Source organism: Catenulispora subtropica (genome assembly GCF_039531675.1).
Classification (GTDB): domain Bacteria; phylum Actinomycetota; class Actinomycetes; order Streptomycetales; family Catenulisporaceae; genus Catenulispora; species Catenulispora subtropica.
This window is the reverse complement of record NZ_BAAAQM010000005.1, coordinates 62,438-83,600: the sequence shown is the minus strand read 5'-3', so window position 1 is coordinate 83,600 and position 21,163 is coordinate 62,438. Positions and strand designations below refer to the sequence as shown.

Genomic DNA, 21,163 nt, shown 5'->3' with positions numbered 1-21,163 from the left:
CCGCGCCGCCCGCCGTGACCAGCCCGGACTCGTAGGCCAGCACCACCGCCTGGGCCCGGTCGCGCAGGCCGGCCTTGGTGAGGATCCGCGAGACGTGGGTCTTCACCGTCTGTTCGGCCACCACCAGGTCGGCGGCGATCTCCTGATTCGACAGGCCGCGGGCGATCAGCCGGAGCACCTCGAGCTCGCGGGGCGTCAAGGCGGTGATCGCGCGGGGCGCCGGCCGATCGGCGGGACGCCGCGCCGCGAAGTCGGCGATCAGCCGCCGGGTCACCGAGGGGGCGAGCAGGGCGTCGCCGGCGGCGACCACTCGGACCCCCTGCACCAGGTCCGCGGCGGGGGCGTCCTTCAGCAGGAAGCCGCTGGCCCCGGCGCGCAACGCCTCGTAGACGTAGTCGTCGAGGTCGAACGTGGTCAGCATCAGGACCCGCGGCCGCTCCGGCCGCCCCGCGAGGATCCGCCGCACCGCCTCCAGCCCGTCCATGACCGGCATCCGCACGTCCATCAGCACCACATCCGGGTCGTGCTCGGCCACCGCCGCGACCGCCCGGGCGCCGTCGGCGGCGTCCCCGACCACCTCGATGTCCGGCTGCGCGGCCAGCAGCGCGCCGAAGCCGGCCCGCACCATGGCCTGGTCGTCGGCGATCAGGACCCGGATCCCCACGGTCAGCCCTCCAGCGGCAGGGTGGCGACGACGGCGAAGCCGCCGTCCGGGGTCGGGCCGGCCTCGAACTCGCCGTGGACCAGGGCCACGCGCTCGCGCATGCCGGCGATGCCGTGGCCGCCGCCCGGTACGGGATCGGGTGCCGGACGGTCGGGCTCGGGATCGGCTGCCGGTCCGGACGGGGCACCGGGCTCACCCGGCTCACCCGGCTCAGTCAGCTCGCCCAGCTCATTACCGGGCTCGTCCAGCTCATCCGGCTCAGCGGCTCCCGCCGACGCGGGCCCGTTCCGCACCTCGAGCCACACCGCACCCCCGATCCGCGCGACGCGCACCGTGACCTCGGCGCCCCGCGCGTGCCGCCTGGCGTTCGACAAGGACTCCTGCACCACCCGGTACGCCGTCACTCCCGCCAGCGGCGGGACGTCCACCAGGTCGCCCGTCGTCTCCAGACGGGCCCCGGCCTCGTCGACCAGCGCCGGCACGTCGGCCAACCGCGGCTGCGGGGCCGTCTCGGCCCGGGCCGAGTCCGCCCGCAGCAGGCCGAGGATCTTCCGCATGTCGGTCAGCGCCTCCCGCGAGGCGGCGCTGATCGAGCGGAACTCCGCCTCGATCTCCGGGCTCTGTCCCGGGAACCGGTAGGGCGCCGTCTCGGCCTGCACGGCGATCAGCGACATGTGGTGCGCCACCACATCGTGCAACTCGCGGCCGATGCGGGCCCGTTCCTCCAGCATGGTGCGGTGCGTCCGCTCGGTCTCGGTGCGCTCCTGCTGCACCACGAGCGCCCGCCGGGCGTCGTACCGGTCGCGCACCAGCTCCAGGCATCCGACCACGAGGACGCATTCGCCCACGACGACGGCCAGAGCCGTCAGCTCGCCGGGGGTGATCGCGGCGTGCACCAGCGTCGTCATGGCGTAGGCGGCGGCCATCTCGACGGTGCGGCGCCGACCCGCCTCAGATCCGGCGGCCGCCAGCGCCGCCAGAACGCAGACCTGGCCGGAGAACGACCAGGGGCCGCCGATGGTCGAGGGCACCAGAAACAAGGCCAGCAAGGAGATGGCGAGCACGCCCCCGTAGGCGGCGAGGGGGTTTCTGCGGTACCACAGGATAGGGACCGGCCGGGCGACGACGATCAGGATCTGCATACCGTCCAAGACTCTGGACGTGAGATCGGGCGCGTAGTCCAGCCGCATGTCGGTGAAGCCGAGCAGGGCCAGAGCCGCCACTGTCGTGATGACGATCCTGGCCTCGATACCGGTCCGGAACGCGAAATACCCGAGGCTCCCGTGTGGTGTCCGCTGAGCCCCCGTCACAGATGCCATTGTTCTGTCTCCCCGGTCAGAGGTGAAGATCCGATGGCGAAGACAGTAGGGTCCGACATCGTCATCACACGTCACACCGGGGAGCCAACCTCGGCGTAGTACCGGGGTAGGGGGTCGGCCGGGAGATCGGTCCGCCCGGCGTCATCCAGCTCTTAGCCCTTCGGGATCCAGCGTGCCCCCAGTTCCTCGTCGCTCGGTGGCGGACCCGGCATCTCCCCCGTCGCCGCCTCCGGCCGCAGCGCGTCGAAGTGCATCGCCAGGTAGCGGTGCCGCAGCTCCCTGGTCCGCCCCGGGCTCGCGCCGGTGACCGCCGTCACCTGCTCCAGCAGCATCGCGATGTCGTTGAACGCGTAGTCCGCCCGCACGACCCCGGCCGCGCGGGCCTGGTCGAGGATGCGGCGGGCCAGCTCCACGGCGTGCGTCGTCTGCTCGAACATCGCCGGCGTGGGGGTGAACGTGCCGGCCAGGTTCACCGTCAGCGCGTGCACGTCCGCGTCGATCACCGCGCGCACGAAGCCGGTGAACGTCTCCCACGGGCCGGCGCCGGAGGCCAGCGCCGTCTCGGCGCACTCGATGTACGTCGCCAGTCCGTTCGCGCACAGCGTCTGGAGCAGGACTTCCTTGCTCTCATAGCGCCGGTAGAGGGCACTGATCCCGACGCCGGCCTCCTTCGCGACGGCGGAGATCGGGGCGGACGGGTCGGCGACGAAGACCTCGCGCGCGGCGCGCAGGATCGCCTCGTCGTTGCGGTTGGCCTGGGCCTTGCGGCCGGACAGCGGGCCGGTACGGGGGGTGCTCGGCGGGTTCGGCATGGCACCAGCCTAGCAGTTGAACGGAATACTTTGTTCCGCTACAGTGGTTCCAGAACGGAACGAGGGATTCCGTTCCACAAAGGAGCTCCGCCATGACCACGCAGATCCGTCCTTACCGCGTCGAGATCGCCCAGGCCGCCATCGACGACCTGAACGAGCGCCTGGACCGGACCCGCTGGGCCGACACCATCGACGGCGCCGACGGCGAGTACGGCACCGCGGTGTCCCGGGTGCGGCGGCTGGCCGAGTACTGGCGCCACGGCTTCGACTGGCGGGCCTTCGAGGCGCGGTTGAACGCCCACCCGCAGTTCCTGACCGAGATCGACGGCCAGGACATCCACTTCCTGCACGTGACGTCCGAGACGCCGAACGGCACCGCGCTGCTGCTGACCCACGGCTGGCCGGGGTCGCAGGCCGAGTACCTCGACGTCGTCGAGCCGCTCACCGCCGCCGGCTTCGACCTGGTGATCCCCGCGATCCCCGGCTACGGCTTCGCCGGCCCGACGACCTCCCGCGGCTGGAACCTGCACCGGACGGCCCGCGCCTGGGTGGAGCTGATGGCGCGTCTGGGCTACGAGCGGTACGGGGCGGTGGGCAACGACGGCGGCTCGATGATCTCGCCGGAGGTCGGCCGCCTGGACCCGGAGCACGTCGTGGGCGTGCACGTCACCCAGCTGTTCTCGTTCCCGTCGGGCGACCCGGCGGAGATGGCGGACCTGACCGAGGACGAGCTCAAGGCCGTGCGGACCCTGCAGTGGTTCTGGGAGAACATGGGCGCGTTCAACCAGCTGCAGTCCCAGCAGCCGCAGACGCTGGCGCACGCCCTGACGGACTCGCCGGCCGGGCTGCTCGGCTGGAACATCCAGCTGCTGCCGGAGAACCTCGACGACGACTTCGTGCTCGCCAACGTCGCCACCTACTGGTTCACCGGGACCGCGGGCTCGGCGATCCGCTTCTACCGCGAGATGGCGCTGGACCAGGAGAAGGCGGACGGCCCGACTTCGGTGCCCACCGCGCTGGCCGGCTCGGCTCACGACTTCTACGGCATCCGCCGCTTCGCCGAGCGCGACCACGCGAACATCGTGCGGTGGAACGTGTACGAGACCCCCGGCCACTACACCGCGCACCAGGCCCCCGAGGTGCTAGTGGACGACGTCGTGGAGTTCTTCGGCAGCCTCGGCTGAGCCGGTTCCGGCGTCGGCCATCGAGACCGACCGGGTCTCTCGCGCGAAGTACAGGGCGATGACGGTCACCACGGCCGCCAGCCCCAGGTACAGCGAGAGCCACCCGGCGGTCTTGCCGCCGTTGTGCTCCAGGATCGCGACCGCGATCAGCGGCGCCGGGGCGCCGGCCGCGACCGAGGCCACCTGGTAGCCGATCGAGGCGCCGGAGTAGCGGACACCGGTCGGGAACAGCTCCGCGAAGAACGCCGCCTGCGGGCCGTACATCAGGCCGTGGAAGGCCAGCGCGACGGTGACGGCGAGCACCGCCAGCGGATACGACTTCTGATCCAGCAGCGCGAAGAAGATCGGCGTCCACACCCCGATCCCGATCGCCCCGGCCAGGTAGACCGGCCGCCGGCCGATCCGGTCCGACAGCGCCCCGGCCAGCGGGATCAGCACGGTCTCGATCGCCGCGCCGATCATGACGGCGTCCAGCCCGAAGGACTTCTTCAGGTGCAGGTGCTGGGTGATCCAGGTGATGGAGAACGTGGCGATGATGTAGAAGGAGATGTTCTCGGCCATGCGGGTGCCGAAGGCGACGAGGACCTCGCGCCAGGAGGTGCGGAAGACCTCCAGGACCGGGAGCTTCGGCGGCGCGCTCTCCTTCTTCTGCTGGGCCGCGCGGAACGCCTCGGTCTCGTTCAGCGTCCGCCGCACCCACACGCCGACCAGCAGCAGGATCGCCGACAGGCCGAAGGCGATCCGCCAGCCCCAGTCCAGGAACGACGTCTCGCTCATGTGGTCGGACAGCAGGATGATGACGCCGGTGCCCAGCACCAGCCCGAGCGGCGCGCCGGCCTGCGGCCACGAGGCCCAGAAGCCGCGCCGGGACTTGTCCCGCTCGGCCACGATCAGCACCGCGCCGCCCCACTCGCCGCCGAGGGCGAAGCCCTGGATCATGCGCAGCGTGGTGAGCAGGATCGGCGCCCACACATGGATGGACTTGTAGGAGGGGACGAACGCCATACCCGTGGTGGCGATGCCCATGATGACGAGGCTGATCAGCAGCGTCTTCTTGCGGCCGATCCGGTCGCCGACGTGGCCGAAGACGATGCCGCCTATGGGACGGGCGGCGAAGCCGAGGGCGTAGGTGAGGAAGGACAGCAGGGTCGCTGTCAGCGGGTCGCTCTTGACGAAGAAGACCTTGGGGAAGACCACGGCCGCCGCGGTGCCGTAGAGGAAGAAGTCGTACCACTCCAAGGTGGTTCCGACCATGGAAGCGCCGACCACCTTCCAGGTGGAGTCGTCGGCGCTTCTGGCTGAGGGTTTTGGAACAGTCTCGGAATGCGTCATGCGGGGAACGATGCAGCTCAAAGCCGCGCGGTGATATGGGTCACAGGGCCACAGTCCGCTGCGGCACCGTGTCGTCAGCCAACACCGGAAGCACCTTGCTGAGCATCAGCTCCAGGAACCGGTCGGGGTTCCGGAATGATGCGAAGTGGCTGCATCCCGCTATCAGGGCGAAGTCCTTCGCGGGAGCGGTGACGTCGTCGTAATACCGCTTCACCGGCAGCGGCGGGGTGAGCGCGTCGTGCTCGCCCTGGAAGAAGAAGACCGGGATGCGGAAGCCGGTGCCCTCAGCCCGCTCGTCGATGCCCACCGCCTGCGGGGCGATCTGCTCGGAGAAGGTCATGGCGGCCAGGTACTTCTGCCGGGCAGGCCTGGCGGGCTGGGATCGAGGCGTGGGCCCGCGCGTCCTGGGCGGTCTACCAGGCGCATCCCTGGCTGCTCGCGGCCACCGCGATGCGCCGTCAGGTGATGGGGCCGAACCAGCTGGGCTGGCTGGACGCGGCGCTGGCCGTCCTGGAACCGACCGGGCTTCCGGCGGCGCAGCGGCACCGGGTGTTCGTGCTCGTGGTCGGCCTGGTCCGGAGCGTCGCGCAGGAGGTGCTGGACTTCGACGCCGAACACGCCCGCCAGTGGGGCGAGCTGACCGGCGAGCTGCTGGCCCGGCACGTGGACCGATTCCCCGCGCTCACGGCCGCGATCGCCCAGGGCGCGTGGGCCGAGGCTCCCGAGGACCCCCTGGCTTTCGGCTTGGAGCGGTTGCTCGACGGGGTCCAGGTCCTCGTCGACCACGCATAGTGAGGCGCGAGCCCCGGTCCACCTGGCGGATGAACCGGGGCTCGCGTGTTCCGTCTTCTATCAGGCTTCGGCCGGAATCAGCGAACCGTCGGTCTGGTCCGCCTCGCCCGCCTCGCCGCCGGCCGGGGCCGGCGGGGTCTTGACGTCCCGCAGCACCGCGAAGGACACGATCGCCGCGGCGACCACACCGACGGCGCCGGCGACGTAGGCGACGGACGCCGCGTGGGTGAAGGCGTGCTTGGCCGCCTCGATGACCGGGCCGTCGCCGGTCCCGACGGCCTCGCCCAGCGAGTGCCGCGCCGTGCCGGTGACGCTCGCCGGCATCCCGGCGGTGAACCGGCTGGCCACCACGGTGCCCATGATCGCCACGCCCAGCGCCGCGCCGGTCTGCTGCACGGTGTCGTTCAGCGCCGAGCTGACGCCGGCGTGCTCCGGCGGGACCGCCCCCATGATCGCGGTGATCGCGGCCGGCATCGCCAGACCGGAGCCCGCGCCCAGCAGGAACAGGCCGGCGAAGAGCTTGGTCAGGCCGTCGTCCACGCCCAGGCTCGCCAGGATCCCGAAGGCCACCGCGCAGATCAGCAGGCCCGCCGCCATCAGCGGGCGGTTGCCGAACTTCATGCCCAGGCCGGCGCCCAGGGTGTTGAAGATCAGAGCCGCGATCGCCAGCGGGATGAAGCACAGCGAGGCCTTCAGGGCCGAGTAGCCCAGGACGAACTGCAGGTACTGGGTCATCACCAGGAGCAGGCCGCCGTTGCCGATCTGCACCAGGGTCAGCGAGAACGAGCCGCCGGAGAAGTTCCGGTGCTTGAACAGGTGCAGCGGCACCATCGGCTCGGCGATCCGGGTCTCCCAGATCCCGAAGGCGATCAGCGCGGCCACGGCCACCGCCAGGGCGCCCAGGGTGCCCGGGCGGGCGAAGCCCTTCGGGAACTCGATGATCACCCACACCGCCGAGGTCAGGCCGACGATCGAGAGCACCGCGCCCAGCGGGTCGGGCTTGCGCCACGGGCCCTTGGACTCCGGCATCAGGATCACCGCGGAGGCGACGGCCAGCGCCGCGATCGGGATGTTGATCAGGAAGACCGAGCCCCACCAGAAGTGGCTGATCAATACGCCGCCCAGCACCGGGCCACCGACCAGGCCGACCATCGCCACCACGGTCCACGCGGCCATCGCCTTGCGCCGCTCGGCCTCGTCGGTGAACACGGTGATCAGGATCGACAGCGTGCTCGGCATCAGCAGCGCGCCGCCGACGCCCATCGCGACCCGCGCCGCGATCAGCTCACCGGGGTCGCCGGCCAGGGTGGCGACCGCCGAGGCGACACCGAACACCGCCAACCCGATGATCAGCACTCTGCGCCGCCCGAACCGGTCGGACAGGCTGCCGGTGGTCAGCAGCAGGCCGGCGAACACCAGGATGTAGGAGTCCAGGACCCACTGGATGTTCTGGGCGCTGGCGTGCAGCGACTCGGTCAGCGACGGCACCGCGACCGTCAGCACCATGTTGTCCACGACGAGTACCAGGGTCGCCAGACACAACACGATCAGGATCAGCCAGCGCCGGGCGCCGGTCATGTTCTCCGCCATGTCCCCTCCTCCGGTGCGGACACTCTCTGGTGGCGCACGCTGTTCGCACTTGCGCACAGTGTGCGCTATCGACTCGGAACACCGTACGCTGATGCGAACGCTGTGCGCAACTGCGAACGGCGTGCGCATCTTCGGCTATCGTGGAGGCATGGAGTAGCAGCACATCCCTTCTACTGATGAGGAACGCCCATGAACATCGACACCGAAGCCTCGGGGCCGGACCCGCAGGCACCCGCCCTGGCCTCGGTATGGACCCGTCCGCAGCGTCAGCGGAAGGAGCAGCTCACCCGGGAGCGGATCGTCGCCGAAGCGATCCGTCTGCTGGACGAGGAAGGTCTGGAAGCCCTGAGCATGCGGACCCTCGGGCAACGGCTCGGCGCCGGCGCGACCTCCCTGTACCGGCACGTGGCCAGCAAGGACGAGCTGATCGAGCTGGTCGCCGACGCGGTTTACGGCGAGATCGAGGTCCCGGAGATCGTCGATCCCTCTACGTGGCGCCTAGCTCTGCACGCCGTCGCGCACAGCCTGCGCATGGCCGGGCTGCGGCACATGTGGATGGGGCAGGCCCTGGGCCAGGTCGGCATGACCTACGTCGGCCCGAACGTCGTCGGGGTGACGGCCCGCACCCTCGGGATCCTGACCATGGCCGGCTTCTCCGAGGACGAGGCGGCGAAGGCGTTGGGCACCGTGTCCTCCTACGTCCTCGGCGCCACGGCCGCCGAGAGCGGATGGCTGTCGGCGTTGCGTCGCAACGGCTACGAGGAGAAGGACTGGATGCGCATCATCGGCCCCACGGTGGTCGAGTCCGTGGCGGACTCCGGACTGACGGAGTTCTACCTGGAGCAGCTCAAACGCGATCCGCAGGAGGTCCGCATGGAGAACTTCTCCTACGGCCTCGACCTCATCATCGACAGCCTGCAGGCTCGTCTGGCCGCCAGGCTCGCCGACACCGGCGACCGGCCGACCGCGGAATCGAAGAAGTAGACTGCCACGCATGGCTGACGCGTTGCAGTTGCCCCACAACCGCAACAACGCAGTGACCCGCGGCGTGTGGCGCGGTGCGGACGGTCTGGTCCACAAGGTCCTGACCAGCCGCCGTACCGACGCCCCCGCCCAGTGGGCCTCGTCGACGGAGCCCTGGCACTGGAACTACTGGCGCCGCGAGGCCGACGTCTACGAGAGCCGCCTGCCCGAACGCCTCGGCCTCGGCGCGCCCGCCCTCCTCGCGTCCCGCACGCTGCCCGACGGCGACGTCGAGTTGGTCCTCGCCGATGTGGCCGGGACACATGGCGGCGACCTGTCGATCGCGGACATCGCCGCGGTGGCCTTCTCCCTCGGGCGGAGCCAGGGAGCTGATCCCCTGCCGTCGGAACCCTGGTTCAGCAGGGGCTTCCTTGCCGACTACAGCACCACCCGTCCCGCCGACTTCGCATTGCTGCAAGACGAGAAGGCATGGGCGCTGCCGCTGATCGCGAAACACTTTCCCCCTGACCTGCGTGCGGCGCTGGTCCGGATGCACCGCAACCGGGACCGGCTGCTCGATCTGATGCTCCGGCTGCCGCGCACGGTGTGCCACCTGGACGTCTGGCCGAACAACGTGATCCGCCGCGCCGACGGCGAGGTGGTGCTGCTGGACTGGGCCTTCCTCGGCGACGGCGCCGTCGGCGAGGACGCCGGCAATCTGGTCCCGGACAGCTTCTTCGACTGGCCGCTGCGTCCCGGCTTCGCCGAACACCTGCCGGAGGCGGTGACCGAGGCCTACCTGGCCGGCCTGGACGCCGCCGGATGGCGCGGCGACCGCCGCCTGGCGGTGCTCGGAATGCGGGCCGCGGCGGTGAAGTACGACTGGCTGATGCCCTGGTGCCTCAAGGCCGCGATGGCCGACGAGCACCGGGCTTACGGCAGCGGCGAGCGGGTGGATCCGGATGTGCGGTACCAGGCCCGCGCCGCCGGGCTGGCGATCTGTGCCCGGTGGGCGGACGAGGCGATGGAGCTGGCTGAGTCGCTGGGCTTATAGGGCTGGGTTGAGCTGAGTCGAGTCGGCAGGGCTTTGAGCCGAGCGCGGGCTGAGCCGGGCGAGCCGTCGGCCGGCGCCGCTCCCTCAGCCCTCGACGACCGCCGTCCACCGCGGGTCTCGCCCGAGGTACCGCAGCAGCTCCGCCTCGGCGTCGTCACCGTCCTGGCCCGGCAGCTCCGTGGCGTAGGCGCCGAACTGCCGCAGCGGCTCCACGATCTGGCGGGCGACGTCCAGGAGTTCCGTCGACAGGTCCGGTGTGAGCGGGGACGGCCGGCCGACCGCCATCGCGATGTCCCAGGCGTGCACCGCCGCGTCCAGGGCACACGCGCCGGCGCCGACGCGTGCGCTCAGCTTGTTCGGCGGCACCGGGACCGCGACCTCTTCGGTGTCCGGGGCGACCGCGGTCCAGGCGGTGGCCGAGCGGTTCAGCGACTCCTCCAGGAAGGCCTTCGGGTCCTGCGGGGGTGTGGCGGAAGGGGTGAAGGGGTTCGCGTCCGGGCCGGGTCCGCCGTCGAGGAAGGCGGCGAAGGCGAGCTGGTCGCCGGCCGCGTGGCGGAGGACCTGGGTGACGGTCCAGTCGGTGCACGGAGTCGGGCGGGTCAGGTCGTCCTCGGTGAGGGCGCCGATCACGGTGCGCAGGGCGCGGTGCGAGGCGTCGAGGACGGGGTAGCCGGTGGTGGTCATGGTGGGTCCCTTCGGTTCTGCGTCCCGGCTCGGTGCCGTGGTCACGTCTCCACTCTAACAGAACGGAATGATTCGTTCCACTATTTGTGTCAGACGGATTCTGCGGGGCGACCCTTTGCGGACGGCAGCGCGGCCCGCCGTATAGCAGGCTGTCTCCGGGTAGCGTTGCGGGGTGGACTTTGATCTCGACGCTTACCTCGCCCGCATCGGCTACGCCGGCGACCGGGCCCCGACGGCTGCCACTCTCAGGGCTCTGCAGCGCGCCCACATATACGCGATCCCGTTCGAGAACCTTGACGCGGTGGGTGGCACCGTCCCGTCTCTGGCTCTCAGCGATCTTATGGTGAAGCTGGTCTACTGCTCCACACGTGGCGGCTACTGCTACGAGCACAACACCCTGTTCTCCACCGCCCTGCGGACGCTCGGCTTCCGCGTCACCCTTCTGGCCGCGCGCGTGCGGGTGGGCGCCAAGCCGGGTGACGTACGTCCGCGTACCCACATGCTGATGCTCGTCGAGGCGCCGGGCGACCCGCACCGCTACCTCGCCGACGTCGGCTTCGGCAGCGGCGGCGCCCTCCTGGACCCGATGCCGCTGGCCCCGGCCGACGTCCGCGACCACCCGCGCCACCACCGGCTGGCGGTCGGCGGGTCCGAAGGCCCGCTGGAGTCCTGGACGCTGCAGGCCTTCCAGGACGGCGAGTGGCGGGACCAGTACGCGTTCACCGTCGAACCGTTCCTGGCGCCCGACTTCGAGGTCATCAACTGGCACATCGCCACGAACCCGAAGTCCCCGTTCAGCTCCCGCCGCCACGCCATCCGGACCCTTCCGGACCGGCTGCTCGCCCTCGACGCCCGCACCCTCACCGAGACGCACGCCGACGGCACCGTCGTGATCCGCGAGCTCGCCGGCGACGCCGAGGTCCGGCAGGTGCTCGCCGACCAGTTCGGCATCATCGAGCCCGGGGCGGACCGCCCGTGACCGAACCCCCGCTGGGGCTGCGCGAGTCCAAGAAGCGCCGGACCCGCCTGGCGATCTCCGAACACGCCGTCCGGTTGTTCATCGCCCGCGGCTTCGAGGCCACGACCGTCGCCGAGGTGGCCGCGGCGGCACGGGTCGCCAAGAAGACGGTGACCAACTACTTCCCGCGCAAGGAAGACCTGGCCCTGGACTTCCAGGAGGAGTTCATCGCCTCGCTCGCCGTCACCGCGCGTAGCCGGGCGTCCGGGACGCCGGTCTTGACCGCCCTCCGTGTCCGCCACCGCGAGGACGTCCGTGACCACGCCGCCACCGCGGGGTTCTCCAGCTCCGACTTCGCCCGCATGATCGCCGACAGTCCGACCCTGACCGCGCGCCTTCGCGAACTCCACGAGCTCCGGGAACGGGCACTGGCTGAAGCGCTCGCAGAATCAGGGCCCGCCGAACGAGGCGGCGGCGACCGCGGCGGCGATCGCGACGGGCTGGGTACCCGTGCCGTGGCAGCCCACTTGGCGACCGCTCACCGTGTGCTGTTCCAACGGGTTCAGGAACTCTCGCTCGCGGGCCTGCCGCCGCACGCGATCGCGGACACCGTCACCGAGGAAGCCCAGCAGGTCTTCGACCTGCTGGAACCCTCCTTCGGCGGCTACGGCTCCTGATCACACCCCGCGCTGCACCCGCATCAGATATTCCTTCCGATCCGTCGGGTTCGCGTCCCACCGGGCCCGCTCCGGCACCACCGCGCCGCTGACCGGCGCGAAGTGGTCGAACACCGACTCCAGCACACCCTCGCCGCCGGTCAGGCCCGGGATCCGCTGCCCGAGCCCGTGCACCCGCGCGGCAGGCACGATGCCTTCCAGGACCGCCGCCTCGCCGGTCACCGTCGTCGACGCCGGCACCGCCCGGAAGGTCGCCAGGACCGGCAACGCCGTTCCGAGCAGTGCGGCGGGCAGTTCCAGGCGGAAGCGGTGCATCGGTTCGCAGACCTCGGTCCCCGCCTTCGCCAGGGCCTCCATCAGGACCAGCGGGGTCAGGGCGCGGAAGTCGCCGGCGGTGCTGGACATGCTCTTGTCGAACGTGCCGTGGGCGTGGCTCTGCCGGGCCCAGTAGCCCGTGCGGGTGATCACGATCGCGGCGTCCGGGACCTCCCAGCCGTGCAGACCCGAGGCGAGCGTCGTGCGGACCGCCTCCTCGACGGCGGTCAGGAAGGCCGGAGGCAGCGAGCCGAGTTCGATCTCCAGGCCGATGGACACGCCCGCGCCGAGCGGGGCCGGTCCCACGCGGAGGCCGACGGTGGCCAGGAAGGGGTTGTCCCCGACCTTGATCACGTCCAGGGCTTCCCCGGTTCCGAGCACGCGCTCCACGCAGATCGGCGTGGTCTCGCGGAACCGCACCGCGACGCCGTAGTCCTCGGCGAGCGTGGTCTGGATGACCTCTTTCTGCACCTCGCCGTACAGCGACAGCGACGTCTCCGCGCGCGCCTTGTCGTAGCGCAGCCCGATCAGCGGGTCCTGCTCGGCCAGCTGCGTCAGGGCCGCGAACATCGAGCCGCGCGCCGCGGAGTCGCCGGGTTCGACGACGGTCTCCAGCGTCGGCGGCGCGAAGTGGACCGAGGCGTCGTCGGCGGTCGCGGATCCGCCCAGGCGGTCGCCGATCCGGACCTTCGCCAGGCCCCGGACGATCCCGATCTGCCCGGCCGCGACGGCGTCCGTCGCCACCGGCTCCCCCTCCGCCGCCGACAGCACCGAGATCCCGGTGATCCGTCCGCTCGGCAGCCGGTCGCGGGTCCGCAATGCGCCGCTGAACATCCGCACGTACGCGATCCGTTCCCCGGCCGCACCCCGTTCCACCTTGAAGACGCGTCCGGCGGGCTTCGCCGAAACATCCTCGGCGGACCGCGGAAGGAGATCCTCGAGGCCGGCCAGCAGCTCCGCGGTGCCCGCGCCGGTGATCGCCGACCCGAAGAACACGGGATGCACCGAACCCCGCCGGCTGTCGGCCGCCAACTGCGACCACAACCCCAGGCGCCGCAACTCCGGTACCTCGGAGACGAACCGCGCCTCCGACGTCCCGGGGCGGGTCACCGTCCCCATCGGGAAGGCCGCCGGTGTCAGCTTCGCCGAGAGCTCGCCGAGCACGCGCTCGGGATCCGCGCCGCGACGGTCGACCTTGTTCACGAACAGCACCGTCGGCAGGCCGAGGCGCCGCACCGCGCGCATCAGCACCCTGGTCTGCGCCTGCACACCCTCGACCGCCGACACCACGAGCACGACACCGTCCAGTACCCCGAGCGTGCGCTCGACTTCGGCGATGAAGTCCGGGTGTCCCGGCGTGTCGATGAGGTTCACCGCGGCGGTCTCGCCCAGCGGGAAGGCCGTCACCGCGGCCTTGATGGTGATCCCGCGCCGGCGTTCCAGCTCCAGGCTGTCGGTCCGCGTGGTCCCGCGGTCCACGCTGCCGATCTCGTCGATGATCCCGGCGGCGTGGAGAAGCCGCTCGGTCAGGGAGGTCTTACCGGCGTCGACGTGCGCCAGGATCCCCAAATTCAGGTACCGCACCGGAAACCGCGTCCTTCGCCTCGGCAGACATGACCAGGGGGGTGGGCATGAGAGCCAAGCGGCGCATTCGCAGTTCCTTCCGAGGGCGGACGGGGACCGCACCAGTGCAGCACCGCCGGGGTGGAGGCGGCAACCGATTAACGGTCAGACGACCGGGCGGTAGTGCGTCGTCACCCGCCCCGTGTCGTCGAGGACGTGGAAGGCCAGCGACGGCGGGTGGTCCAGGTGCACGGTCCGGTCGCCGCCCTCCCACGGCAGCACCACCGTCGATACCACACCCGGCGCGACCAGCAGCGGCAACCCCGCGAACCGCGTGGTGGCGGCGGTGTGCGCGTGACCGGCCAGCAGTGCCACGACGTTCGGCCGCCCGGCGAGCGTCGCGGCCAGCCGCTCCTCCCCGAACTGCCGGATCCCGTCGGTGAGCGGCACCCCCAGCTCGACCGGCGGATGGTGGAAGGCGACGAGGACCGGCACGCCGGCGGGCGTCGCGGCGAGCTCGGCCGCCAGCCACGCCAGCGTCGAGTCGGCCAGGAACCCGTCGTCCTGCCGGGGGATCGAGGAGTCGCAGTGCACGAGGACGAGGCGCTCGGTGCGCAGCACCTGGTCGATCGGTTCGGTCGAGGGCTCCACGCCGAGCAGCGAGCGTCGGAAGGCCGCCCGGTCGTCGTGGTTGCCGGGGCCGATCAGCACCGGATGCCGGATCGCGGTGAGCTCGCGCACCGTCTCGTATTCGGTGTCCAGACCGTGGTCGGCGATGTCGCCGGTGACCACGACCGCGTCGAGGTCCGCCGGGAGGGCGTCGAGGTAGGCGAAGATCCGGCGGGCGCGCTCGGTGGCGCGGGGTCCGGAGTCGATGTGGATGTCGCTGACGTGGGCGATGACGACGGGCATGGCATGAGCGTAGGAGTCGGACCGGTCCACGGATAAGCTCCACTTCCATGCCGAAAGCTTGGACCGGTTCCCGCATCGACCTCCACCTCGACGTGACCGGGACCGGTCCGGCCGGACGCCGTGCCGCTCTGGAGGACGCCCTGCGCGCGGCGATCCGTGAGGGCAGCCTGCGTCCCGGTGTCCCGCTGCCGTCGAGCCGCGGCTTGGCCGAGCAGCTCGGCCTGTCCCGGGGCACTGTCACCTCCGCCTACGGTCAGCTGATCGACGAGGGCTTCCTCACCTCGCGCCCGGGATCCGGCACGGCCGTCGCCGACGTCCGCGACCCGAAGCCTCCGGCCGCGTCACCCCGTCGGTACGCCCCCACGCGACCACGGCACGACCTGCGCCCCGGCAGCCCGGACCTCGCGGCCTTCCCGGTGCGGGGCTGGACCGCCGCCACCCGGCGGGTACTGGCCGCCGCCCGCCCGGAGTTGTTCGGCGCCGGCGATCCCCAGGGCCGCTATGAGCTGCGGGCCGCGCTCGCCGACTATCTGGGCCGCACTCGGGGCGTCCGCACGTCGGCCGACCGCATCATCGTCACCGCCGGCTACCACCAGAACGTGCGACTCGTGGCCCGGGTGCTCACGCTGCGCGGCTCGACGCGAGCCGCTTGGGAGGACCCGGGCCATCACATCTTCCGGCGCATCGCCGCTGACGCGGGCCTCGATGTGCGTCCGCTGGCCGTCGACGACAAGGGCGCACAGGTCGAGCGGCTCGCCGACGAGGCAGCCGTCTTCCTCACCCCGGCGCACCAGTACCCGACCGGTGTGCCACTCGACGCCGCCCGCCGCCGAGCCCTGGTGGCCTGGGCCCGCGCCCGGGACTCCCTGATCGTCGAAGACGACTACGACGGCGAGTTCCGCTACGACCGCCGGCCTGTCGGCGCGCTGCAAGCGGTGGCGACGTGCGAGGTCGTCTACAGCGGATCGGTCTCGAAGACCCTCGGCCCGGGCCTGCGCCTGGGCTGGCTCGTGCTGCCGTCGCGCCTGGTCGAGGCGTTCATGGAGGCGAAGCTGGAGACCGAGCCGTTCAGCGAGGGCCTCCACCAGGCCGTGCTCGCCGACTTCCTCGCGTCCCATGCGTACGACCGCCACATCCGGGCGGCTCGCCTGCGATACAGCCGACGCCGCGAGCACCTGACCGCGCTTCTGCGACAGTTCCCCGGCCTGGAGGCGCACGGTGTCCCGGCCGGTCTGCACGTCGCGGTGTCGCTGCCGGCCGACGGCCCGGGGGAGCGCGAGGTGTTCGACGCCGCCGCGGAACGCGGCCTCGCGATGCGCGGCACGGCCGAGCTGTATCAGGACGCCGACACGGCGCGGGCGGGCCTGCTGATCGGTTACGCCGCACCCTCCGAGCGCGCGTACCCGGCGGCGCTCGAGGCGCTCGCCGGGACGCTTCGCGAGGTCGGGCTCCTCACACCACCGTCGTCCGGGTCCTTTTCACGCACCACCACGTGACGGCCAGCGCCAGCACGAACAGCGCGAGGTTGACGCCGTTCTCGATGAGGTGGAACGTGCCCATCCGGTCGGCCGGCTGGAGCTTGGAGATCGTGCCGACGATGTGATGGTCCCGGAGGCAGGAGTCGATGTCGGTGAGCGTGTCCGAGCACCAGCCTCCCATCACCTGTTTCGCCGAGTGGACCAGGCCGCGCGTGTCGATGAAGGGCGCGCTGCCACCGTCGAGGTTCATGTCATTGGGGTACGAGGTGCTGTCACCCGTGCCCGAGAAGGGATGCATCGACGTCAGTGGTGTCATGAAGTGACCCCGCGCCTGCACCATCACCACCATGCGCGTGATCCACAGCGCGCCGACCACGGCTATCGCTGCCAGCACCCGCCGGGTCGCCGCACCGGCCGCGATGCCGACGGCCAGCCAGGCCAGAGCGAGCGTCAGCGGCAGCCAGCCGCCCGCCTGGAACTGCGTGCCGTCGAACAGGCTCTCCCTGGTGTAGGCGTGGTACTGGTACGCCAGGTGCTCGGACAGCCCGGCCAGGAGCGCGCCCATCGCGCCGACCAGCGCCACCATCACCGAGGTCTTGCCGAACAGCCACCGCTGCCGGCCCACGTCCTGCGACCAGGCCAGCGGCAGGGTGCGCTGCTCGAACTCGCGGGCCAGCAGCGGCACGCCCCAGAACACCGCCACCAGCACCGGCAGGAAGACCACGGAGTTCATCAGGTACGAGGCGTGCGAGGGCGCCGACTCGGTCTTCGCCCGCGTGCACCGTACTCCCGGCGACGCGCAGTGCGCGGCCATCGAGCCGAGCTTGGAAGCGGTCAGCACCATGAAGACGGCCAGGAGCGCCGTCAGCGCGGCGCTGGTCAGGATGGTCCAGCGGTGCTGCCGCCAGGTCACCCAGATCAGGCCCCTCACAGCTCCCCCTCCCCGCGCCCGGCCTTGAGATAGGCCAGCACCAGGTCCTCCAGCGTCACGGCCTGGGCCTGCCAGGGCGGCGCGACCGGCGACTCCGGCCCCAGCAGGGTGCGGACGACGAAGGTGGACTGCCGTTCGGTGTGCTGGCTCAGCACGGTCCGGCCCTCGACCGGCGGCCGGTCGGCGCGCGGGCCGACCAGCCGGACGTGCTGGGACAGCAGTTCCTCGACGTCGCCGTCCAGGGTGCGGTGGCCTTCGCGCAGCAGGAGCAGGTGATCCCCGACGCCCGCCAGTTCCGCCACGACGTGGGTGGACAGCACCACGGTCATGTCGCTGTCGGCGACCTCTCCCAACAGCTCGCCCGTGACCTCGCGGCGGGCGACCGGGTCCAGGTTGGCCAGCGGCTCGTCGAGCAGCAGGAGGGAGGGCCGGGCGCCCAGGGCGACGGCCATCGCCACCTGGGTCTGCTGGCCGCCCGAGAGCTTGCCGCACGGCCGGTCCAGCGGGATGCCGAACCGGCCCAGCCAGCTCAGGGCCCGCTGCTGGTCCCACACCGCGTTCATGTGGCGGCCGAAGTCCAGCATGTCGGCGACGCTGAAGGAGCGGTACAGCGGCTTGTCCTGGGACAGCAGGACGACGCGGCCCTCGACGTGGAGCTCGCCTTCGGTGGCCGGGAGGATCCCGGCGGCGATCGACATCAGGGTGGACTTGCCGGCCCCGTTCGCGCCGACGAGGGCGATGACCTTGTTGGCGGGCAGGGCGACCGTGAAGTCCTTCAGGGCCCAGAGCTTCTTGTAGCGCTTGCCCAGGTTCTTGGTCTCGAGGGCGACCTCGGTCATCGTGGTCCCGCTGACCGAGAGGTCGAAGTGCCCCGCGCCGCGGCGGCACGCTCGTCAGCCGACGACTCCCCCGGCGGCTCCGCGAGCACCGAGGTGACCAGGGCCCGCATGTCGTCGTCCTCCAGGCCGGCTTGCCGGGCGTCGCCGACCCAGGTGCGCAGGCGGCCGCGGAGTTCGTCCATCGCCGCCGCGTCGGCGCTGCCGCCGAGCGTGCCGGAGACATAGGTGCCGGCGCCCTGGCGGGCCTCGACGAGCCCGGAGAGCTCGAGCTCTCGGTAGGCCTTCAGGACTGTGGCGGCGTTGACGGCGCAGGTGGTGACGACCTCGCGGACCGTCGGCAGCTTGTCGCCGGGGTGCAGCAGGCCGAGGCGGAGGGCCTCGCGGACCTGCTGCACCAGCTGGGCGTAGGCCGGGACGCTGCCGGCCCGGTCGACGTGGAAATCGATCATGGAAGGGGGACTCCCGTCGGGGCGCTCGGACTGGGTCCCGCTAATTGTTACGGTTAACTAGAACACTAGTCAACCAAAACGACTGTCACTTGCGCCGGCGGCGGATCCAGCTCGACGCCAGGACGGCGACCAGCAGGCTCAGGAATATGACCGAGCCGGTCACCGCCGCGCCTGATCCGTAGTGTGGGAAGCCCGGGTTATCCGTGTTCGCGCCGAGAACCGTCACGGGTTCCACCGTGTCAGAGATCTGCGGAGAGCGGGGCGCCGCGCGGCGTGGACCATTACCATCGCCGTGTCGGGAGTTAAGGGGTGGGCAATGCGTGTGGTCGGATACGCCGGGGCGGCCGCCGTCCTGGTGCTGGCGGGTTGCTCCAGCGCGGGTTCGAAGCCGTCGGCCGCGGCGGTGGGGAGTACTCCGGCCTCAGTCGGCTCGTCATCGACTCAGACGTCTGCTTCGTCATCAGGGATGGCTTCGCCGACGCCCACGTCGGCGACGACATCGGCATCGACGCCACCGTCACCCCCACACACTTCGGGCAAGCCCTCCACGGTGACCTCGTCGCCGCCGGTGGTGGCCGCGAAAAGCGGCCAGGTGCGCGCGTTGCCGACCGGCGTGAAGTGGGACTACCAGATCGGCGGTGCCTACACCCCGCCGCCCGGAGTCGGCATCGTGTCGCGCGACCGGTCGGCAACTCCTGCCGCGGGGCTCTACAACATCTGCTACCTCAACGCCTTCCAAGCCCAGCCCGACGCCACCGACTGGTGGAAGGCCGACCACCCGGAACTGTTGCTGAAGACCGCCTCCGGGGCGCCGGTGATCGACCAGAACTGGAACGAGCAGCTGCTCGACGTCTCCACCGACGCCAAGCGCACCGCGATCGCGAAGATCGTCGGAGAGTGGATCGACGGCTGCGCGGCCAAGGGTTTCCAGGCTGTCGAGCCTGACAACCTCGACTCGTACAGCCGGTCCCAGGGGCTGCTGACCGCTGACCAGGACGTCGCCCTGGCCACCCAGCTCGCGACCCTCGCGCATGCGAAGGGGCTCGCGATCGCGCAGAAGAACACGGCTGAGTTCCTGCCGCGGGCCCGCCAGATCGGCTTCGACTTCGCGGTGTCCGAGCAGTGCGGCGACTACGACGAGTGCGGGAAGTACGCCGACGCCTACGCGGGCCGTGTCGTCGATGTGGAGTACGACGACAAGGGCTTCGCCGCCGCCTGCCACGCCTACGCGAGCCGGATCGCGATCGTGAAGCGCGACCTCGACGTCAGCGCGGCGGGCGGCTCGTCCTACGTCTACAAGACGTGCTGAACCGCTCTCACCACTGGCCGGGCTTGTAGTCTCCGGCCGGCGTGCGAGCGATGACGTTCAGCCGGTTGTAGGCGTTGATCAGCGCGATGGTCGAGATCAGCGCGGCCAGCTGCTCCTCGTTGTAGTGCTCGGCGGCGCGGGCCCACACCTCGTCGCCGACGCCGCCGGCGCCGTCGGCGATCCGCGTGCCCTCCTCGGTCAGCTCCAGGGCGGCGCGCTCGGCGTCGGTGAACTTCGTCGCCTCGCGCCAGGCCGCGACCAGGTTCAGGCGCTCCGGGTCGTCCCCGGCGTGGACCGCGTCCTTGTAGTGCATGTCGGTGCACATTCCGCAGCCGTTGATCTGGGACGCGCGCAGGAGGACCAGCTGGGTCGTCGCGTAGGGGAGGCCTGCGTCGCCCATCGCGCGACCGGCGGAGTTGATGTACTTCGTGAACTTCTGGCCGGCGGTGGTGCCGTAGTAGTTGAAGCGGGCTTCCATGTCGGGCTCCTCTTGGTCCGTGTTGCGGTTTCGCTACGTAGACCATCGGGGCGGCGGTGATGTGACAGGTCGCGACTGTGATCTCTTGTGACCTGCGTCACGCCGTCCGGCAGGGCGTCACAAGCCCGCTTCGACCCGGAACATCTCCAATTGCCGGACCAACTCCTCGGGGTGCGCCAGAGCGGGCAGGTGTCCGCCACCCATCTCGTCCGCGGTGATGCCGAGACGTTCTTTGGCGAGGCGGCGCTGGAACTCGGCCGGGAACATGCGGTCGTCACGGCACAGGAGGAAGCGCACGGGGACGTTCGGGTGCTCCGGCATGGGGGGCGACTTGAAAGGGCCGTCGGTCTGGGGGACCGGGCGGCGGAGGGCCTCCGCGGTGATGTCCGCGGGAACGTCGTGGAAGAAGGTGATCTCGCTGTCCAGGTCTTCTCGGCCTGCGATGCCGACGAGTTCGTCGTTGTGGCGTTTGGCCTCGGAGTAGCCGGTCGCTTCCCACCATTCTCCTGGCGTCTCGCCGGCTTTAGGGGCCATGGCCGCGACGTAGACCAGGAGCTTGGTGGGGACACGGGTGGCGAGGAGGGCGCCGGTGAATCCGCCGAGGGATTGGGCGACGATGATCAGGTCGGTGGGAGTGGCGGCGTCGCCGGTGTGCTCGCGGATGGTCGCGATCGCCGTGTCGGTGTATTCGGGGATGCCGCAGGCTGGGTCGCCGACGGGGAGGTTCGGGGTGATGACGTCGTGGCCGGCGGCGCGAAGGAGCGGGATGACGCGGTGCCAGTACCAGGAGTCGGAGGACGCCCCGTGGATGAGAACGTAGGTAGCCATGCCCCGACGCTAACCCCGGATGCCGACAAGGG

22 protein-coding genes and 1 pseudogene are annotated in these 21,163 nt (G+C 71.0%); 8 read left to right on the top strand and 15 right to left on the bottom strand.

The window, feature by feature from the left end:
- The 3 genes from ABD466_RS06520 to ABD466_RS06510 form a co-directional block, all read right to left on the bottom strand.
- The coding region (locus ABD466_RS06520; RefSeq protein WP_344656180.1) for a response regulator at positions 1-628 on the bottom strand (628 nt) is incomplete at its 3' end.
- A gap of 38 nt (positions 629-666) precedes the next feature.
- Positions 667-1,983 carry a sensor histidine kinase gene (locus ABD466_RS06515; RefSeq protein WP_344656030.1) on the bottom strand — a complete coding sequence of 439 codons (1,317 nt, stop codon included), beginning with the start codon at positions 1,981-1,983 and terminating at the stop codon, positions 667-669.
- Between the two features lie 152 nt (positions 1,984-2,135).
- A complete protein-coding gene (locus tag ABD466_RS06510) occupies positions 2,136-2,795 on the bottom strand; it encodes a TetR/AcrR family transcriptional regulator (protein ID WP_344656029.1) in 660 nt (219 codons plus the stop codon).
- 92 nt (positions 2,796-2,887) lie between these two features.
- Here ABD466_RS06510 and ABD466_RS06505 point away from each other — a divergent pair, with 92 nt between their 5' ends.
- Positions 2,888-3,979 carry an epoxide hydrolase family protein gene (locus tag ABD466_RS06505; protein ID WP_344656028.1) on the top strand — a complete coding sequence of 364 codons (1,092 nt, stop codon included), beginning with the start codon at positions 2,888-2,890 and terminating at the stop codon, positions 3,977-3,979.
- Here ABD466_RS06505 and ABD466_RS06500 read toward each other — a convergent pair.
- Together ABD466_RS06500 and ABD466_RS06495 are read right to left on the bottom strand one after the other, a co-directional pair.
- On the bottom strand, positions 3,938-5,233 hold the full coding sequence (locus ABD466_RS06500; RefSeq protein ID WP_425558572.1) for an MFS transporter: 1,296 nt from the start codon (positions 5,231-5,233) through the stop codon (positions 3,938-3,940). The two genes, ABD466_RS06505 and ABD466_RS06500, sit on opposite strands and share 42 nt — an antisense overlap.
- Before the next feature lie 118 nt (positions 5,234-5,351).
- Positions 5,352-5,651 carry an alpha/beta fold hydrolase gene (locus ABD466_RS06495; protein ID WP_344656026.1) on the bottom strand — a complete coding sequence of 100 codons (300 nt, stop codon included), beginning with the start codon at positions 5,649-5,651 and terminating at the stop codon, positions 5,352-5,354.
- A gap of 32 nt (positions 5,652-5,683) precedes the next feature.
- Here ABD466_RS06495 and ABD466_RS06490 point away from each other — a divergent pair.
- Positions 5,684-6,103, top strand: a pseudogene (locus ABD466_RS06490) (TetR/AcrR family transcriptional regulator C-terminal domain-containing protein); the annotation flags it as partial.
- Between the two features lie 60 nt (positions 6,104-6,163).
- On the opposite strand, the gene ABD466_RS06485 reads toward ABD466_RS06490, so the two are convergent.
- Positions 6,164-7,693: an MFS transporter gene (locus ABD466_RS06485; protein ID WP_344656025.1), complete on the bottom strand. Its 1,530-nt coding sequence runs from the start codon at positions 7,691-7,693 to the stop codon at positions 6,164-6,166.
- Positions 7,694-7,882: 189 nt separating this feature from the next.
- Between ABD466_RS06485 and ABD466_RS06480 the strand changes: the two genes are divergently transcribed.
- Both ABD466_RS06480 and ABD466_RS06475 read left to right on the top strand, forming a co-directional pair.
- Complete coding sequence (locus tag ABD466_RS06480; protein ID WP_344656024.1) at positions 7,883-8,677, top strand: TetR/AcrR family transcriptional regulator; 795 nt, start codon at positions 7,883-7,885, stop codon at positions 8,675-8,677.
- A 10-nt stretch (positions 8,678-8,687) separates the two neighbouring features.
- Positions 8,688-9,710 (top strand): phosphotransferase, encoded by a 1,023-nt coding sequence (locus ABD466_RS06475; protein ID WP_344656023.1) that lies wholly within the window; start codon positions 8,688-8,690, stop codon positions 9,708-9,710.
- 84 nt (positions 9,711-9,794) lie between these two features.
- On the opposite strand, the gene ABD466_RS06470 is transcribed toward ABD466_RS06475, so the two are convergent.
- Positions 9,795-10,394: a TIGR03086 family metal-binding protein gene (locus ABD466_RS06470; RefSeq protein ID WP_344656022.1), complete on the bottom strand. Its 600-nt coding sequence runs from the start codon at positions 10,392-10,394 to the stop codon at positions 9,795-9,797.
- Positions 10,395-10,566: 172 nt separating this feature from the next.
- Between ABD466_RS06470 and ABD466_RS06465 the strand changes: the two genes are divergently transcribed.
- Both ABD466_RS06465 and ABD466_RS06460 read left to right on the top strand, forming a co-directional pair.
- Entirely contained in the window at positions 10,567-11,373 is an 807-nt protein-coding gene (locus tag ABD466_RS06465) for an arylamine N-acetyltransferase family protein (RefSeq protein WP_344656021.1), read from the top strand.
- On the top strand, positions 11,370-12,029 hold the full coding sequence (locus ABD466_RS06460; protein ID WP_344656020.1) for a TetR family transcriptional regulator: 660 nt from the start codon (positions 11,370-11,372) through the stop codon (positions 12,027-12,029). Before ABD466_RS06465 ends, ABD466_RS06460 begins: the two co-directional genes overlap by 4 nt.
- On the opposite strand, the gene ABD466_RS06455 is transcribed toward ABD466_RS06460, so the two are convergent.
- Together ABD466_RS06455 and ABD466_RS06450 are read right to left on the bottom strand one after the other, a co-directional pair.
- A complete protein-coding gene (locus tag ABD466_RS06455; protein ID WP_344656019.1) occupies positions 12,030-13,928 on the bottom strand; it encodes a GTP-binding protein in 1,899 nt (632 codons plus the stop codon).
- A 144-nt stretch (positions 13,929-14,072) separates the two neighbouring features.
- The gene (locus ABD466_RS06450) at positions 14,073-14,819 is read right to left on the bottom strand and encodes a metallophosphoesterase (protein WP_344656018.1); all 747 of its coding nucleotides are present in this window, start codon (positions 14,817-14,819) and stop codon (positions 14,073-14,075) included.
- A gap of 47 nt (positions 14,820-14,866) precedes the next feature.
- On the opposite strand from ABD466_RS06450, the gene pdxR reads away from it, so the two are divergent.
- Positions 14,867-16,315, top strand: a complete 1,449-nt coding sequence (gene pdxR, locus ABD466_RS06445) for a MocR-like pyridoxine biosynthesis transcription factor PdxR (protein ID WP_344656017.1) — start codon at positions 14,867-14,869, stop codon at positions 16,313-16,315.
- On the opposite strand, the gene ABD466_RS06440 is transcribed toward pdxR, so the two are convergent.
- From ABD466_RS06440 to ABD466_RS06425, 4 genes are all read right to left on the bottom strand, one after another.
- Positions 16,272-17,228: an ABC transporter permease subunit gene (locus tag ABD466_RS06440; protein WP_344656016.1), complete on the bottom strand. Its 957-nt coding sequence runs from the start codon at positions 17,226-17,228 to the stop codon at positions 16,272-16,274. The genes pdxR and ABD466_RS06440 overlap by 44 nt on opposite strands.
- The gene (locus ABD466_RS06435) at positions 17,225-18,067 is read right to left on the bottom strand and encodes an ABC transporter ATP-binding protein (RefSeq protein WP_344656015.1); all 843 of its coding nucleotides are present in this window, start codon (positions 18,065-18,067) and stop codon (positions 17,225-17,227) included. The genes ABD466_RS06440 and ABD466_RS06435 overlap by 4 nt, the downstream gene beginning before the upstream one ends.
- Entirely contained in the window at positions 18,064-18,516 is a 453-nt protein-coding gene (locus ABD466_RS06430; RefSeq protein WP_344656014.1) for a GntR family transcriptional regulator, read from the bottom strand. The genes ABD466_RS06435 and ABD466_RS06430 overlap by 4 nt, the downstream gene beginning before the upstream one ends.
- A gap of 85 nt (positions 18,517-18,601) precedes the next feature.
- Entirely contained in the window at positions 18,602-18,742 is a 141-nt protein-coding gene (locus tag ABD466_RS06425; RefSeq protein ID WP_344656013.1) for a hypothetical protein, read from the bottom strand.
- Between the two features lie 324 nt (positions 18,743-19,066).
- Here ABD466_RS06425 and ABD466_RS06420 point away from each other — a divergent pair, with 324 nt between their 5' ends.
- A complete protein-coding gene (locus ABD466_RS06420; RefSeq protein WP_344656012.1) occupies positions 19,067-19,825 on the top strand; it encodes an endo alpha-1,4 polygalactosaminidase in 759 nt (252 codons plus the stop codon).
- A gap of 7 nt (positions 19,826-19,832) precedes the next feature.
- On the opposite strand, the gene ABD466_RS06415 is transcribed toward ABD466_RS06420, so the two are convergent.
- Together ABD466_RS06415 and ABD466_RS06410 are read right to left on the bottom strand one after the other, a co-directional pair.
- On the bottom strand, positions 19,833-20,303 hold the full coding sequence (locus ABD466_RS06415; RefSeq protein ID WP_344656011.1) for a carboxymuconolactone decarboxylase family protein: 471 nt from the start codon (positions 20,301-20,303) through the stop codon (positions 19,833-19,835).
- Positions 20,304-20,420: 117 nt separating this feature from the next.
- The gene (locus ABD466_RS06410; protein WP_344656010.1) at positions 20,421-21,131 is read right to left on the bottom strand and encodes an alpha/beta fold hydrolase; all 711 of its coding nucleotides are present in this window, start codon (positions 21,129-21,131) and stop codon (positions 20,421-20,423) included.
- Between the last annotated feature and the right edge of the window lie 32 nt (positions 21,132-21,163).

Bases quoted from the DNA above. Each gene is read 5' to 3' on its own strand.
- ABD466_RS06410 (WP_344656010.1), bottom strand. From the start codon at position 21,131: ATGGCTACCTACGTTCTCATCCACGGGGCGTCCTCCGACTCCTGGTAC.
- pdxR (WP_344656017.1), top strand. From the start codon at position 14,867: ATGCCGAAAGCTTGGACCGGTTCCCGCATCGACCTCCACCTCGACGTG.
- ABD466_RS06485 (WP_344656025.1), bottom strand. From the start codon at position 7,693: ATGGCGGAGAACATGACCGGCGCCCGGCGCTGGCTGATCCTGATCGTG.
- ABD466_RS06495 (WP_344656026.1), bottom strand. From the start codon at position 5,651: ATGACCTTCTCCGAGCAGATCGCCCCGCAGGCGGTGGGCATCGACGAG.
- ABD466_RS06435 (WP_344656015.1), bottom strand. From the start codon at position 18,067: ATGACCGAGGTCGCCCTCGAGACCAAGAACCTGGGCAAGCGCTACAAG.
- ABD466_RS06480 (WP_344656024.1), top strand. From the start codon at position 7,883: ATGAACATCGACACCGAAGCCTCGGGGCCGGACCCGCAGGCACCCGCC.
- ABD466_RS06430 (WP_344656014.1), bottom strand. From the start codon at position 18,516: ATGATCGATTTCCACGTCGACCGGGCCGGCAGCGTCCCGGCCTACGCC.
- ABD466_RS06415 (WP_344656011.1), bottom strand. From the start codon at position 20,303: ATGGAAGCCCGCTTCAACTACTACGGCACCACCGCCGGCCAGAAGTTC.
- ABD466_RS06470 (WP_344656022.1), bottom strand. From the start codon at position 10,394: ATGACCACCACCGGCTACCCCGTCCTCGACGCCTCGCACCGCGCCCTG.
- ABD466_RS06500 (WP_425558572.1), bottom strand. From the start codon at position 5,233: ATGGTCGGAACCACCTTGGAGTGGTACGACTTCTTCCTCTACGGCACC.
- ABD466_RS06505 (WP_344656028.1), top strand. From the start codon at position 2,888: ATGACCACGCAGATCCGTCCTTACCGCGTCGAGATCGCCCAGGCCGCC.
- ABD466_RS06515 (WP_344656030.1), bottom strand. From the start codon at position 1,983: ATGGCATCTGTGACGGGGGCTCAGCGGACACCACACGGGAGCCTCGGG.
- ABD466_RS06510 (WP_344656029.1), bottom strand. From the start codon at position 2,795: ATGCCGAACCCGCCGAGCACCCCCCGTACCGGCCCGCTGTCCGGCCGC.
- ABD466_RS06450 (WP_344656018.1), bottom strand. From the start codon at position 14,819: ATGCCCGTCGTCATCGCCCACGTCAGCGACATCCACATCGACTCCGGA.
- ABD466_RS06475 (WP_344656023.1), top strand. From the start codon at position 8,688: ATGGCTGACGCGTTGCAGTTGCCCCACAACCGCAACAACGCAGTGACC.